The following is a 13134-nucleotide window of genomic DNA, read 5'->3' on the forward strand; positions in this document are numbered from 1 at the left end:
GGCGCCTACCGACGGGGGCATCAACCTTTCACCGCGTGGAGGTTATCGTGCAACCGAATTTTAGCCAAAAACATCCCTCAACGCACCGTCCCATTGATCTAATTCTGCCCCGCCTTGAAAAGGCACGACGCAGCAAGAACGGCTGGATCGCCCGCTGCCCTGCCCACTTGGATAAGACGCCGAGCCTCGGCGTTCGAGAACTCGACGATGGCCGGGTGTTGATCCATTGCTTCAGCGGCTGCGATGCCGCCGACGTGGTGGCGGCCGTCGGCCTGACGCTGGCCGACCTGTTCCCGCCGCGGCCGCCGGGACCTGAAAGGCAGTTTGCGCCGTCATCGAATCCCGCCTTCTCGCCCTTCGACGTTCTGCGCCTGATCCAACACGAAATCCATATCGTTCTGGCCGCTGCCTGCACTGCCTTGAATGGCGAGCTTACACGCGAAGACATCGAACGGTTGCAGACGGCAATCAACCGCATCACCGACGCGATCCGACTGGCGGGGGTGAAACGATGAGCGCGCAAATCGAGGCAATCGCCGACCGCATCGAGGAGCGCCTTCACGGCAAGAAGCGGCACGGCAAGAAGCAGTCGTTGACCGAAGCGGATAAGGTCTGGCTTCTCAAGGCGGCAGAATCGCGGTTGCTGAACTCGCCCATCGATCTGCCCGAGTACTCGGCCGAGGCCCTGGGACCACTGGCGCCGGTAGCGCGCGCCATCGCCGATGGTGGACAGATGGACATCGCCTTGGCCGGCCAGTCGGTACTGGGGGCGGCGGCATTGTGTACCCAGGCTGTGGTCAACGTGGAGACGCTGACAGGGGATGATCCGCTTGTTCTGTATCTACTATCCATCGCAGACAGCGGCGACGGCAAGACGCTGGCCGAAAACGCCGCCCTGGCGCCGATTCGGCACTACCAGCGCGAGCGCACCGAAGCATACAAGGCCGCGCTGCGGGACTGGAAGCAGGCCAAACCCGACGACCGCGACGAGGAGCCGCCGCGCGCGCCATATCTGCTGATGAGCGACGCGACGATCGAAGGTATCCGCCGATCTTTCATGGAGGGATCGCCATCCCAGGGACTGTTCTCGTCAGAGGCGGCCGTAGTGCTGACCGGATACGGCATGCAGCCAGAGCACAAGGCCAAAACCGCCGCCGAACTGAACGCCTTGTGGGACCGGGGCGAAATTTCGGTGACCCGTGGCGGGATCGGCCGCGTTCAATTGTACGACCGGCGCCTGTCGGTCCATCTGATGATCCAACCGTCAGCCGCCAGAGCAGCCTTGTTCGATGACCTGTTCGCAAACATTGGGTTTTGGCCGCGATTCCTTTTCGCCTGGCCGCAGCCTGCGCCGCCGCGCAAGGCCAAGGGGTTCCGGCCGGACAAGGACCCGGCCATCGGTCAATTCTGGCGCCGCTGTGCGCAGCTACTGCCCGCGACGGAGCGGGAGTCATGCGACGACCTACCCACGCTGACGTTGAGCAATGCCGCCCGCCGCCGGATCGAAACCTTTTTCGAGGGGCTGGAGCGATCCGCCAAGCTGGCCGGCGGCCGCTACGAGCAAATCAAGCCGTTCGCTTTGCGGGCATCACAACAGGCTTGTCGAATCGCCGGAGTTCTCGCCGCCTACGAAGACGCCACCGCCGTCAGCGAAGCGCACATTGACTGCGGCATCAGATTGGCCACCTACTCGCTCGAATCATGGCGCGCAGCATTCGGCGACCGCGACGCCGCCGAGAACGCAAGACGCGCCTATCGGCTGTTTGAATGGCTGGTGAACGTTCGCAATGGCGCCGCGACCGAGACCGACATGCTCAAGAACGGACCAAAACCGAGGAGCCGCAGTATTCGGGATGCCGCAACCGCCCTTCTGCATGCGCACGGATTCATTGACCTGGATGCCGACCAAAAACCGCCCAAGTGGATCGCCGTTCGCCCCGAAGAAGGCGGCGGGGCGAATCTTACGCCGGGCGAAAGGGGCGAATTGGGCGAAACGCCTTGATTCATGCGGGGGTGCAGGCGAGGCGAACGTGGGCGAAAAAGGCGAATCCTGGGGCGAATCGCCCGTTTTGCCTGGGATTTTCGCCCCGTTCGCCCCGTGTCCAAACACCTGGCAAACGCCAGAGAAGCTAGCAACTATGCGGGTTTTCGCCTTTTTCGCCCCGCGTTCGCCACTCAGAGAAACAAGAAGCCATGCGGGTTTTCGCCCAAATCGCCCCTTTCGCCCGGGGTAAGATTCGCCCGAAGGAGTAGCACATGAAAATCGACGACGTTCTGACGGAAATCTGCACCGATGACATGAGCCACGAACCTGCATCCAGCCCAAACGAAACCGGCGCCGATGGCCCGCTGAGGATGCAGCACTGCCGACACTGCGACACCGCCACCCTGCACCAGCGCATCGATGGCCGCTGGCAATGCACCCGCCTTCACCGGGCCAAGATCATCGCCATGCCACCCAGGGACAGCCGCCATGCCGAATGGCTGGCCCGATACGACGAAGACTTCGAAGTGTTCTGATGCTGGCCGAGAAAATCACCGCCGCCGGGTTCGCCCTGGAGACCGATGGCGCCCGCCTGGTGGTCAAGCCATCTGGCAAGCTGACTGCCGCCCAATGGGATTTCATCCGCCGCCACCGTGACGCCATCATCGCCGAACTGGTCGGCCAAGCTGCCAACGAAGGCGGTGATACCCTCGCCGAAGCCCTACGGCAAGCCTGCCAGGGATTGACGGTGACTCCGGATCAGGTACGGGCCGCCATGAGCGCCGAGGACCTGGACGACTGGCGCGCCGGCCGGATACCGCTGGCCGAGCTGGAGGCCTTCGCCAAGGCGCTGGATCGGCGACTGCATCGGAAACCGGACCCGGCGCTGGTGGTGGACGATCCGCTGACGGTGCCCTGTTGGACCTTGGCCGGGAGTGTGGTGCTGATCCGGGCCTGCGACGCTGAACATGCCAAATGGCTTCGCCGGTGGAATCCGGCGCCGCCGATTGATTCAGAAACGCAATCAGAGGAACCGACAGCATGATGCAAGCCGCCATTCACGGCCGCCTTGGCCGCGACCCTGAGACCCGCATCACGTCCACCGGCAAGACGATGGCCACCTGTTCGGTGGCGGTGGACGTGACCGCCCACAACGCCGAGGCCGATGAAACCATCTGGATTCGCCTGGTCGCCTTCAGACGCCTGGCCGATCAATTGGCGCGCCACCGCCAGGGGGATATGGTGTCGGCATTCGGCCGCCTGGTGCTGAACCGATGGATAGGCCGCGACGGTGAGGAGCGCACCGGCTGGGAGATGGTGGCCAACGATCTGGTGTCCGCCCGTACCGTTCGGCCTGGTGGGGGGAGGCGTAAGAAAGCAGCCGCCCAACCCGCGCCAGTGGCCGCATTCGATGACGATCCGATGCCATTATGAGGAGAGGAGATGACCATGAAGTTAACACCGAAACAGGAGCGCTTTTGCCTGGAATACGTCAAGACCGGCAACGCCAGTGAAGCCTACCGCTGCGCCTATGACGCCGACAGGATGAAGCCGGAGGCGGTCCACGTGGCCGCCTGTCGGCTGCTTGAGAAGGCTAAGGTTGCGCTAAGGATTGACGAGCTGCGCCAGGCCATCGAGGAGGAAGCTATTGCCGACGCCAAGGCCCGGCAGCGGTGGTGGACGCAGATCATGTACGACGAAACCGCCGAGCTGAAAGACCGCCTGAAGGCATCGGAACTGCTGGCCAAGGCCCAGGGCGACTTCATCGAACGGCGGGAGGTCAGCGGCCAGGGCGGCGGGCCGGTGATTCTGAAGATCGGCGACAAGGATATTGACCCGGAGGCCCTTGGTTGGTGATGTGCTGCTACCTTCCTGGGCAGATGGCCGGCGGGTGACGGCCTATCCGCTGGATGAGGGTGTCGATCCGAACGATCTGGGAGAATCGCTATGGCCGATCGGCGAGCTGAAAACGCTTTGAAAACCCTGCATGAGGTGGTGTGGTATAGCCTGGACTTCGGTCATGGCGCCGAATATCCGGCGATACGCGACGATCTGGCCGGCATGGACATGGATGAGCCGCAAGCAGAGAGATTGCGACGTCTGGACGAGCTTGCCATCGATTACATCCTGACCGCCGATCTGGACGACATCTGGCCCGGCCTGCTCGAAGACCACCCCGACAGGCCCATCGAACGCTGGTGGTGGCATCTGGGCGCCATCCGCCGCGGCCGCTATCCTATCGAAACCCTTCCCGAACACCTGCAACGGGCGATCCGCGAGGCAAGCGCCTGAGTGCCACTTTCCCACCTCCACCGCATCCCTGGCCGATCTGAGGCGGTCGGTCTGCGGCGGAGGGTGTTGCTATCAAGAAACAATCAAGCAGGATGCCAATCCCGTGCCACGCTGGTGAAGAATGACGCTATGACGTGCTGCACAGTTTTTGGTCAGCCTGTATCCAGCGCCATACAACGATGGAAAAATCCGTGCCATGTTACCCGAGTGAAACAATCACCAGGGCGCCGCCGCTGGGGAAGTCAGGGGAATGTCGTGGTGACGTGGCGCGCCGGGTCCTTCCTGGCAAATCGTGGGTTGCGGGGAGTTCGAACCCCGGTTTTCGACAGTTTTTCAACTCCCTAGGCGACCACCACCCATGTCCAACGATCTGGCCAAAACCGCCGTTTCACTGCGCCGTCTGGCCGCACTCACCGGCTTGCATCGGGACACCATCCGCCGCCGGCTGGAAGACATCGAACCAAGACACAAGCTGGGCGGGCATCCCGCCTATGAACTGGCCGAAGCCTTGCGCGCCATCTGCAAGCCATCTTCGAATGTCGATCCTGAAGCATTGCCGCCAGCTGACCGCAAAGCCTGGTACGAAAGCGAGTTGAAGCGCCGTCAGCTACAGGTCAATGACCGCGAGCTGATCCTGGCCGCCGAGGTGGAACGGGTGGTGGCCACCGCCTTCGCCGCCCTGGCCCAGGGGCTGCGGTCCATCCCGGACATCATCGAACGCCGCTGCGCCGTCGGTCCCGAAACGCTGGAGCAGATCGAGCGCATCATCGATGCCGAGATGGACGCCATGGCCGACAGGCTGGAACGACTGGGCGGCAAAGTGGGGGGCACCTGACCGAAAGCCAGCGGGCGATGGTGGCGGCGGAGGTGGCGAATATGAGGCGCGAAGACACGCTGAATCGCGGTTCCCGAAGGGCAAATTTGCCTGACGGAAAAACTTCCACCACCGAAGCCGCCGCCCTGCTCAACGTCTCGCCCAGAAGCAGGTGAAAGCCGCCTTCCTGCTATTCTTGCCTTGTGGTTGCAAGACAGACGGGGCGAAGCATGATCCTATTCGTACCCACCAGGAAGCGGCCGCGATGGATTGAATGGCTGGAATGGGCGGAAGCCGGGTGCATCTGTGCACTTTTCCTGGTCGCCTATTTCAATGAGGAGCGACGGGGTGAGGCCATCGTCGCCCTCATCTTATGGCCAATCGCCCGCGCGGCAATCTTGGGATTCCGGGATGGCTGGATGCGCAGCAAATCTCGCCGGTGAATGAATTGAGGCGCCAGGGACGCATTTCTGATCCAGACATAGCACCGGCATAGCCCCAAGAAAAAAGCCCTGCCAGAGCAATCCGGCAAGGCTTTGATTTCATTGGTGGCCAGGGACGGAATCGAACCGCCGACACGGGGATTTTCAGTCCCCTGCTCTACCAACTGAGCTACCTGGCCAAACAGAAAGCAAGTATTAAACTAGGCCGTTGGGGTGCTGTCAAGTCCGATCGATGGTTTCCGGAGGTGGTGTGTAGCCTTCGGGTGTGGCGGTGCCGCCCCCGAAAAGGAACTTTTCCCGCTCTCGGGCCAGGAATTCCTTGGATTCCGGTTCGAATACCACCAGCCGATGCTCGTTGATGATCATGGTCTGGATCTGCAGCCATTCTTCCCAGGCCTGTTTGGAGATGTTCTCGTAGATGCGCTGGCCTTCCGGGCCCGGGAACGGGGGGGCGTCCAGTCCTTCGGCTTCGATCCCGAGTTTGGCGCATTTGACCTTGCGTGGCATGGTGAAAATCCTGTCGATTGAAGCGAATTCGATTATGTTAGCATGCCGCTGGGCCCAATTCGGTGATCAGGTTCCGAACCGGGGCAGGCAGGGCCAGATCCAGCGCTTCACGCGGGTGAAGCCAGCTTCCCGGGTGATCGTGACATTGGGTGAGCGAATTTGCGTTCGCGATGACCGGGCGGTAGTGCAACCGGAAGTGGGTGAACGTATGGCGCCGGGGGGGAAGCAGAGCCAGGGATTCGGGGGTGATGCCCAGACGATGGCAATGGTGCGTCAACGCATCGGAATCCGGCCATTCGGGGAAGGCCCAAAGACCGCCCCATACCCCGGCAGGTGGGCGTCGTTCCAGATAAATTCGCAGCTGGCCGTCGCGCAGGATCAGCCAGTAAGCGGTGCGTTGCGGCAGTTGGCGTTTGGGCCGGGGGATGGGGAGGCGGGTTTCGATACCGGCCTTTCTGACCTGACAGAAAAGCTCGAACGGGCATGCGTTGCAGCGGGGCCGGGTGCGCGTACAGACCGTGGCGCCAAAGTCCATCAGCGCCTGGGTATAGTCGGCAGCCCGGTATCCGGGCAGATGGGTTTCGCTGAGCCGCCAAAGACGGCGCTGGGTGGCGCTGTCTCCGGGCCAGGTGTCGATGCGGTGGAGGCGGCACCAAAGGCGCCTGACGTTGCCGTCGAGGATCGGGGCCGGCTGTTCGAAACCGAGGCTCAGAATCGCCCCGGCCGTCGAGCGGCCGATGCCGGGCAGCGCGGCTAGCGCCTGCGGATCGGCCGGCAGTTCGCCGCCATGCCTTTCGACGATCTGCCGGGCAGCGAGGTGGAGGTTGCGGGCGCGGGCGTAATAGCCCAGCCCGGACCAGAGGCCCAGTACCTCGTCGAGCGGCGCGTCCGCCAGGTCTTGGACATGGGCGAAACGGGTGGTGAAGCGCTCGAAATATGGAATGACGGTTGCTACCTGGGTCTGCTGCAGCATGATTTCCGAGATCCAGACCCGGTAAGGGGTGCGGGGATGCTGCCAGGGCAGATCCTTGCGTCCATGGCGGTCGAACCAGTCCAGCAGGCGGGTGGCGAATTCGGCCGGGGTCATGGTCCGAACAGCCCCTTCAGTAGCTGACCGGCGCCCGGTCCCAGTTTTTTCTCCAGTTTTTCACCAAGCTTCCGTTCCAGTTTGGTTTTGGTTTTCTGGATCTTTTCCTGGAATTTCTCCTGCGCCATCTGAACCAGGTCGAGGCGGTATTTTGGTTTGGCCAGGGGGCCCTCGATGCGGACGATGATGGGCAGGTTGCGGGCGATCTTGCCGAGTTTGCTGCCGGGTTTGCGGTTGCCGCTGGTGTGCAGAGCGCGGATGCGGTAATCCAGCCATTCGCGGACCAGGTCCACGGTGCCTGTGCCGGTGATCTTCAGCTTCGGATTGTCGATCAGCAGGCGCTCCGTTTGGATGATGCCGTCATCCACGTTGGCGAGAAAGTCCAGGGTGACGAAATCCAGCTGCTGAAGCGTTTCCGCCACCTGGGGGGACTCGCCCCGGGCCTGCCACCAGGCCAGCCCCTGTTCGAGCATCTGCAACAGTTCGATGTTGGCGAGACGGCCATCCTGCACCTGTAGGGCGATCCGGCCGTCGAGGCTCTGTTTCAGGTCCGTCGCCGTCTGGCCGTCTGCCTGGAGATCGAGATTCAGGGCCGCTGTTCCGATCAGAGGCGGCTGCTTGGCGAGATAGTCCTGCAGCAAGTCGCCGATTTTCACCCGCTCCAGTTGCGAAGTCAGGGTAAGATGCGGGGTTTTCCCCCGGGCGTTTATCTGCATCCGCCCCTGATAGCGTCCCTGATAAAGCTGTAGCGAGGGTGTGAGCGTCGTGATCCCGTGGTCGCCCTTGAGCTTGAGGCGCACGTTTTGCATTTGCAGGCGTTGGACTTTGAGGCGGTCTATCCGTACCACCCCGTCCACGCGCTGGGCGGCCAGGGCCGCCAGCGGCAACGGTTTTTCCTGGGCCGCTTTGGGGGCGGCGGCGGTCTTCCCGGCCGCTTCATCCGGTGCCGGCTTGGGAAGATAACGGTCCGCGTCCAGGGCGTCGGCCTTGAAGTCGAAGCGCACGGACGGTCGGGCGAAATTCGTCACTTTGAGCCAACCACCGATGGTGGTGTCGTCGAGTTTGGCCTGGAAGGCGTCGATGGCCATGTTCTGGCGGTCGGCCTGCAGTTTGAAGGCCAGTTGCAGCTGCTGCATCGCGTTGGGGTCGGCGGGAGTGACGGCGATGGCCAGTGCCGTCAGCGTTTCCTTAAGCGGCGCTTCCAGTTGGAAGCTGCCCTGGAATTTCGGCGCGTCCACGATGGCGTCGCCTTTAAGTTCTCCCCGGAGCTGTGCCTTGGCGGCGGAAAGCAGCAGATCCCTGGCTTCGAGGGTCTGCCGGGTCAGGTCGGCGGTGATTGCCGCGGCGGTCAGTTCGGCACGAAGCTGTTTGCCGGGCAGGGACTCCCCTTCGGTGTGGGAGTGGACTTCCAGTCGCGCCAGCTCGAAACGTTGCAAATCGGCGCTGACGGTGAGCCGGGTTTCCAGCGCCAGGGTTTCCTTGAGATGTGCTTGCGGCAATGTCAGCACGAAGCCGAGCGCGAGATCGGCAGGACGGCCGAATTCGAAATCTCCAAGATCCAGATTGACATGCGCCAGCTGGATTTTCTTGCCGCCTTGCCGATCCTCCCAGAAGATCTCCCCATCCTTGATCGTCAGGCCGCCGATGACCAGGGCTGGAAGCGGTTGCGGCCGGGCGCTTTTTTCCGCCGGGGCGGGCGGCTGGTTTTCGCCGGTAGAGAATTCCCAGTTCCCCCGTCCACGGGCGTCCTTGACCAGATGGATGCGGGGGGCTGCAAGAACGATGCGGTCCAGTTCCACCCGTTTGTGCAGCAGAGGAAGCAGCCTGACCCGGATCTCCGCCCCCTCGACCCGGAGCATGGGTTCATCCCCGAAACCGGGCGGATTGGCGAGCGCCAATGGGCCGGTTTGGATTCCCAGCCAGGGAAAGACGGACAGATGCAGTTCGCCTTCGATGGTCAGGGTGCGGCCGGTTTTTTCTTCGACCACCCTGGCGATGTCGTCGCGGTACGCATTGGGATCGACGAAAAGGATCAGTCCAGCGACGGCCACGATGATCACGAGTATCAGACCGGCGAGGACATACAGCAAATATCTCATGTTCCCTTCTCCTGCGGCGGGGATTCCAACGGAGGACATCATCGGTCCGCCCGGCTGAATTCCACCTGAAACTGCCCTATCATGTACGGGCTTATCATAACAGGCAAGAGAGGAGGCAGGTTATGCTCGGAGGACTCGTCGCCCTGGCGATCGCCATCTGGTTCTACCGCACCGCGGTGGAGATCGACGACCCCAAACCCTTCATGTGGGCGGCCAATGGCGTCATCGTCTATTACCTCGTCGTTTTCATCTGGTGGTTTCTGGTACTAAAACCAGCCAGCGAGGCGCTGCATCATCAGAGCCAAGCCATGCTGGCGGCCATCAAGTACGGCGGCATTCTGCTGGGACTGGGGGTCGCCTGGTTCGTCCGCAGCCGCTGGGTGGCCAGCCAGCGCAAGCAGGATTCGGAAGAATGAAAAAAGGCTGCCGAACGCCTGTTCGGCAGCCTTCCCTAAGGCGATGTGCAGGGATCAGAGTTCCTGCGCGTGCTTGGCCAGATATTCGGCCACACCCTGGGGGTCAGGCTTCATGCCTTCCTGGCCCGGTTTCCAGTTGGCCGGGCATACTTCGCCGTGCTGTTCGAAGAATTGCAGGGCATCGACCATCCGGATCAGCTCGTCCATGTTGCGCCCCAGAGGCAGATCGTTGATCACCTGATGGCGCACGATGCCTTCCTTGTCCACCAGGAAGCTGCCGCGATAGGCTACGTGGGCCCCTTCGGCCTCCACGTCATAGGCACGCACTACTTCATGGCCGATATCCGCCGCCAGGGTATAGCGCACCGGACCGATGCCGCCCTTCTCCACCGGGGTATTGCGCCAGGCGTTGTGGGTGAACTGGGAGTCGATGGAAATGGCGATCACTTCGGTGTTGCGCTTGGCGAACTGGTCCACACGGTGATCGAGGGCGATCAGTTCGCTGGGGCAGACGAAGGTGAAATCGAGCGGATAGAACACCAGAACGGCGTATTTGCCTTTGGTGGCTTCGGAAAAGTTGAATTCGTCAACAATCTGGCCGTCGGCCAGGACTGCCGGAACGGTGAAGTCAGGTGCCGGTTTGCCTACGAGTACGCTCATCGCAATCCCTCCAGATAGTTTTGGTTTCTTGTTGCAGGGTCCCTTCGTTACAGGGACGAACGGCTTGATTTTACACTAATTTAGTCTGAAATTCGCCGCTTTGCATATCAGATTTTTCTGATGTTTGCGCGCATCCAGCGATTTTTGTAAGATTATTCTGACAGCAGGCGACGTAAGTCGCCTGTCGTCCACAACAACAATAACCACTTAACTTTCAGGTTGGAAGATCATGGCTGAACATAAGCATATCACCGAGCCCGATCCGTTCGGGTATCAGGTGCGAATCGTACGCCGGGGGGTGGAACGGAGTCGTTATTTCTCCCACAAGCTGTGGGGTGGGAAGCGGAAATCCCTGCAGGCCGCCATCCGCTGGCGGGATCAGATGCTGGTGATCCTCAAAGGCAGCCGCACCCGCTTCATGAAGACCCCGCGCAATAAGATTTCCACCGGGGTGACGGGGGTGTCGCGGACGATCAAGTACGACAAGCGCAAGGACAAGAGCTACTTGTGTTACACCGTTTTCTGGATCAAGGACGGCAAACCGCGCAACAAGACTTTTCAGGTTGGAAACGTCAAGAGCGTGACTGCGGACCAGGAGCTGCACGCCTACCGGACCGCGGTGGCGTTCCGTAAGGCCTACGAATATGCGATCGACCACGACTATCCGTTCGACGACACGCTGTTCCGCAACTGGAAGCGGATCCGACTTTACGAGCCGCCGGAAGAAGGTGTGGTGCGAAACGATCGTTCTGCTTCATCGGGGGTGACGGTGCAATTCGCCAGCGCCTGACACTGGCGCACCCATGCCGCGGAACCGGCAGGTGGCAAAAGAAAAGCCCCGGCACCTGCAAATGGTGCCGGGGCTTTCTTGAAGCCTTTCGGATTCCGGTCAGGGAATCAGTCGGTCCACACAGCCTGGTCTTCGCCGACGCGGGCGACCGCCTGGTCGTAAACCTCACCGCACAGCGGCTTGCCAATCAGATTCAGGAAGCTGGCAAACACCTGAAGCAGCAGCCCCAGAATCGCCAGCGCAAACCACCCAAACACCACAAATCCGTAGTGCAGCGGCGCCACAAACAGCTCTTCCATGAACCAGAAAGTGTGACCCCATTCGTTCAGACCCACGTTCGGCAGAATCATGAACGGCCCCACCACCGAAATCAGATACGGCAGCGACAGACCCTTCTTCTGGTAATTCCAGTACGGAAGACGGGTGTGCGCATAAATAAACGCCGCAAAGCCAGTGATGATGTAGATCGGGTAGCTCAGATAGAACTCGATAATGTGGCTCGGCGTGAAGTCCGTGTCACGAACGATGGTCTGATGCCAGGTGCCGTCCTGTTCGGTGAAGTAGCTCGCACCCCAGTAAATCGCCCACGCATAGGCCACCAGCCAGACAAGATGGGTGAAATTGCGGCGCAGCTCTTCTCGCGTCCCGGCAATCGCTTCCACATTGCGGTCACGGGTCCGCCACAGATAGCCCCACAGCACCGAGGCCGTAATAACCTCAGCCACAATCTCGATGTACAGGAAGTTCATCCAGTAAGTCTCAAATTCCGGCGCAAAAGAGTCCAGACCGGCACTCCAGCCATAAACCCCTTCGTACCACCGGACCCAGGCGTAAAACACCGAGTAAATCAGAATCGCAAATGCCAGCCAGCGCACGTTCAGAAGCGGTTTTTCCTGGGCAGTTGCTACTGCTTGAGTTGTTGCAGCCATCTCTTACCTCCTTTGGGAAGTCTTGTCGGATCGACGACTCTGTGACCATCGATTTTCGAGAAAGTTCCCGAAAACGTCACGGGTCGAAATCTTCCGGCGGGGAGGACTGGTTGTCTTCGGTGGGCGGACCGGGGATATAGCGCTTTTCCGTCGCCCATTCCCCCAGGTCGATCAACTTGCAGCGCCGGCTGCAAAACGGCCGGTAAGGATTGTCGCGGCGCCATTCCACTGGTTTGCGGCAAATCGGACAGGGAACGTGCATAGCTCAGAAAAGGCAGCGGGTGAGTTGGAAGGGAATATCGGTCTCGGTTTGACACGGGCGCTCCTCGAACGCCGGTTCCATGAAGCGGATGGTGAACCGGTGCTTGCCGCCGCTGATTTCCGCGAAGACCGGCAGTTCCTCGTCAAGGGTGACGCGCAGCATCTGATACGGCAGGGATCGGTCCAGATTTTGCTGGAAAAAACCCGCCTGGGCCAGCTCGGCGGTCGGCAGGGTGCTGTGGCGGATGGTATCGAGCACGAAACCGAGGGCGTCCTGAATGGGACTGAAAGGGGCGATCCAGGCGCTGAGGTCGGCCTGGCGCCGGCTGGCTGGTTGCTGCAGCCAGTAGTGGTAGCCGGGGAGATCGAAGTTACAGGTCCCCCCGGGGATGGCGCTGCGCTGGGCGATGCTTTTGAACAGGCCGTTGCTGTTCAGCTGGGCGCTCAGTTTGCCGTTGATACCTTGCAGCCGTTTGCTGAGGGTGTCGATCTGTGCCACCACTGCCTGCAGCTTGTCGCGGTCGATTCCCTGACTGCGGGCGATGCGGGCCAGCACCTTGTAATGGCGTTCCAATTCCTTGAGCAGTTCGGAGCGGATATCGTTGCGGCTGAAGATGGCGAGGATGTCCAGCAGACCGTCCACCGCTGCCCGGCTGTCGTATTCGGAACCGCCACGGGCGAAATGGTGCACGTGTCGAAACAGTTGCTCCAGACGGATGAAGGTCCGCATCCGCTCGTTCAGGGGAAATTCGTAGGTGATATGGCCGTTCAACGTGACAGCGATCCGCTTGGGTATGGAAGGTGGATGGAAAAAAATTATTGTAGAGCCTTTTCCGGGCCGGTGCAGCAAAC

17 protein-coding genes and 1 tRNA gene are annotated in these 13134 nt (G+C 61.2%); 10 read left to right on the plus strand and 8 right to left on the minus strand.

The annotated features are described in order from the left end of the window. Positions 1 to 47 precede the first annotated feature (47 nt). The 8 genes from MIN45_RS04530 to MIN45_RS04565 all read left to right on the plus strand — a co-directional run bounded on the left by MIN45_RS04530 (position 48) and on the right by MIN45_RS04565 (position 5111). Positions 48 to 515, plus strand: a complete 468-nt coding sequence (locus MIN45_RS04530; protein ID WP_286293644.1) for a DNA primase — start codon at positions 48 to 50, stop codon at positions 513 to 515. Further along, a complete protein-coding gene (locus MIN45_RS04535) occupies positions 512 to 2002 on the plus strand; it encodes a DUF3987 domain-containing protein (RefSeq protein ID WP_286293645.1) in 1491 nt (496 codons plus the stop codon). The genes MIN45_RS04530 and MIN45_RS04535 overlap by 4 nt, the downstream gene beginning before the upstream one ends. Before the next feature lie 254 nt (positions 2003 to 2256). Next, positions 2257 to 2520: a hypothetical protein gene (locus MIN45_RS04540; protein ID WP_286293646.1), complete on the plus strand. Its 264-nt coding sequence runs from the start codon at positions 2257 to 2259 to the stop codon at positions 2518 to 2520. Further along, the gene (locus MIN45_RS04545) at positions 2520 to 3029 is read left to right on the plus strand and encodes a hypothetical protein (protein WP_286293647.1); all 510 of its coding nucleotides are present in this window, start codon (positions 2520 to 2522) and stop codon (positions 3027 to 3029) included. Before MIN45_RS04540 ends, MIN45_RS04545 begins: the two co-directional genes overlap by 1 nt. After that, entirely contained in the window at positions 3026 to 3418 is a 393-nt protein-coding gene (locus tag MIN45_RS04550; protein WP_286293648.1) for a single-stranded DNA-binding protein, read from the plus strand. Before MIN45_RS04545 ends, MIN45_RS04550 begins: the two co-directional genes overlap by 4 nt. 15 nt (positions 3419 to 3433) lie before the next feature. Further along, the gene (locus MIN45_RS04555) at positions 3434 to 3841 is read left to right on the plus strand and encodes a terminase small subunit (protein WP_286293649.1); all 408 of its coding nucleotides are present in this window, start codon (positions 3434 to 3436) and stop codon (positions 3839 to 3841) included. A gap of 90 nt (positions 3842 to 3931) precedes the next feature. Next, on the plus strand, positions 3932 to 4276 hold the full coding sequence (locus MIN45_RS04560; protein ID WP_286293650.1) for a hypothetical protein: 345 nt from the start codon (positions 3932 to 3934) through the stop codon (positions 4274 to 4276). Positions 4277 to 4634: 358 nt separating this feature from the next. After that, positions 4635 to 5111 carry a DUF1441 family protein gene (locus MIN45_RS04565; RefSeq protein WP_286293651.1) on the plus strand — a complete coding sequence of 159 codons (477 nt, stop codon included), beginning with the start codon at positions 4635 to 4637 and terminating at the stop codon, positions 5109 to 5111. A gap of 525 nt (positions 5112 to 5636) precedes the next feature. On the opposite strand, the gene MIN45_RS04570 is transcribed toward MIN45_RS04565, so the two are convergent. The 4 genes from MIN45_RS04570 to MIN45_RS04585 form a co-directional block, all read right to left on the minus strand. After that, positions 5637 to 5712: transfer RNA gene (locus MIN45_RS04570), tRNA-Phe, on the minus strand. Between the two features lie 40 nt (positions 5713 to 5752). Next, the gene (locus tag MIN45_RS04575; RefSeq protein ID WP_286293653.1) at positions 5753 to 6040 is read right to left on the minus strand and encodes an oxidative damage protection protein; all 288 of its coding nucleotides are present in this window, start codon (positions 6038 to 6040) and stop codon (positions 5753 to 5755) included. A gap of 37 nt (positions 6041 to 6077) precedes the next feature. After that, positions 6078 to 7127, minus strand: coding sequence for an A/G-specific adenine glycosylase (mutY, locus tag MIN45_RS04580; protein ID WP_286293655.1), 1050 nt, complete (start codon positions 7125 to 7127; stop codon positions 6078 to 6080). After that, a complete protein-coding gene (locus MIN45_RS04585; RefSeq protein WP_286293656.1) occupies positions 7124 to 9226 on the minus strand; it encodes an AsmA family protein in 2103 nt (700 codons plus the stop codon). The genes mutY and MIN45_RS04585 overlap by 4 nt, the downstream gene beginning before the upstream one ends. Before the next feature lie 122 nt (positions 9227 to 9348). Here MIN45_RS04585 and MIN45_RS04590 point away from each other — a divergent pair, with 122 nt between their 5' ends. Next, positions 9349 to 9642 carry a hypothetical protein gene (locus MIN45_RS04590; protein ID WP_286293657.1) on the plus strand — a complete coding sequence of 98 codons (294 nt, stop codon included), beginning with the start codon at positions 9349 to 9351 and terminating at the stop codon, positions 9640 to 9642. A gap of 54 nt (positions 9643 to 9696) precedes the next feature. Here the strand turns inward: MIN45_RS04590 and MIN45_RS04595 are convergent, their stop codons facing one another. Then, positions 9697 to 10302: a peroxiredoxin gene (locus tag MIN45_RS04595; protein WP_286293659.1), complete on the minus strand. Its 606-nt coding sequence runs from the start codon at positions 10300 to 10302 to the stop codon at positions 9697 to 9699. Between the two features lie 229 nt (positions 10303 to 10531). Between MIN45_RS04595 and MIN45_RS04600 the strand changes: the two genes are divergently transcribed. Next, complete coding sequence (locus tag MIN45_RS04600) at positions 10532 to 11092, plus strand: hypothetical protein (protein WP_286293660.1); 561 nt, start codon at positions 10532 to 10534, stop codon at positions 11090 to 11092. Between the two features lie 107 nt (positions 11093 to 11199). Here MIN45_RS04600 and amoC read toward each other — a convergent pair whose 3' ends face one another. From amoC to zapD, 3 genes are all read right to left on the minus strand, one after another. After that, a complete protein-coding gene (amoC, locus tag MIN45_RS04605; RefSeq protein WP_286293661.1) occupies positions 11200 to 12021 on the minus strand; it encodes a bacterial ammonia monooxygenase, subunit AmoC in 822 nt (273 codons plus the stop codon). 76 nt (positions 12022 to 12097) lie between these two features. Continuing rightward, positions 12098 to 12283 carry a DNA gyrase inhibitor YacG gene (gene yacG / locus MIN45_RS04610; RefSeq protein WP_286293662.1) on the minus strand — a complete coding sequence of 62 codons (186 nt, stop codon included), beginning with the start codon at positions 12281 to 12283 and terminating at the stop codon, positions 12098 to 12100. Between the two features lie 3 nt (positions 12284 to 12286). Further along, positions 12287 to 13054, minus strand: coding sequence for a cell division protein ZapD (zapD, locus tag MIN45_RS04615; protein ID WP_286293663.1), 768 nt, complete (start codon positions 13052 to 13054; stop codon positions 12287 to 12289). Positions 13055 to 13134 lie beyond the last annotated feature (80 nt).

The sequence above is a fragment of the Methylomarinovum tepidoasis genome, from assembly GCF_030294985.1.
In the GTDB taxonomy this organism is placed as follows: Bacteria; Pseudomonadota; Gammaproteobacteria; order Methylococcales; family Methylothermaceae; genus Methylohalobius; species Methylohalobius tepidoasis.

Coding starts and splice junctions, on each gene's coding strand:
- MIN45_RS04545 (WP_286293647.1), top strand. CDS start 2,520: ATGCTGGCCGAGAAAATCACCGCCGCCGGGTTCGCCCTGGAGACCGAT.
- MIN45_RS04600 (WP_286293660.1), top strand. CDS start 10,532: ATGGCTGAACATAAGCATATCACCGAGCCCGATCCGTTCGGGTATCAG.
- yacG (WP_286293662.1), bottom strand. CDS start 12,283: ATGCACGTTCCCTGTCCGATTTGCCGCAAACCAGTGGAATGGCGCCGC.
- MIN45_RS04550 (WP_286293648.1), top strand. CDS start 3,026: ATGATGCAAGCCGCCATTCACGGCCGCCTTGGCCGCGACCCTGAGACC.
- MIN45_RS04535 (WP_286293645.1), top strand. CDS start 512: ATGAGCGCGCAAATCGAGGCAATCGCCGACCGCATCGAGGAGCGCCTT.
- mutY (WP_286293655.1), bottom strand. CDS start 7,127: ATGACCCCGGCCGAATTCGCCACCCGCCTGCTGGACTGGTTCGACCGC.
- MIN45_RS04555 (WP_286293649.1), top strand. CDS start 3,434: ATGAAGTTAACACCGAAACAGGAGCGCTTTTGCCTGGAATACGTCAAG.
- MIN45_RS04575 (WP_286293653.1), bottom strand. CDS start 6,040: ATGCCACGCAAGGTCAAATGCGCCAAACTCGGGATCGAAGCCGAAGGA.
- MIN45_RS04595 (WP_286293659.1), bottom strand. CDS start 10,302: ATGAGCGTACTCGTAGGCAAACCGGCACCTGACTTCACCGTTCCGGCA.
- MIN45_RS04590 (WP_286293657.1), top strand. CDS start 9,349: ATGCTCGGAGGACTCGTCGCCCTGGCGATCGCCATCTGGTTCTACCGC.
- MIN45_RS04540 (WP_286293646.1), top strand. CDS start 2,257: ATGAAAATCGACGACGTTCTGACGGAAATCTGCACCGATGACATGAGC.
- amoC (WP_286293661.1), bottom strand. CDS start 12,021: ATGGCTGCAACAACTCAAGCAGTAGCAACTGCCCAGGAAAAACCGCTT.
- MIN45_RS04565 (WP_286293651.1), top strand. CDS start 4,635: ATGTCCAACGATCTGGCCAAAACCGCCGTTTCACTGCGCCGTCTGGCC.
- MIN45_RS04560 (WP_286293650.1), top strand. CDS start 3,932: ATGGCCGATCGGCGAGCTGAAAACGCTTTGAAAACCCTGCATGAGGTG.
- MIN45_RS04585 (WP_286293656.1), bottom strand. CDS start 9,226: ATGAGATATTTGCTGTATGTCCTCGCCGGTCTGATACTCGTGATCATC.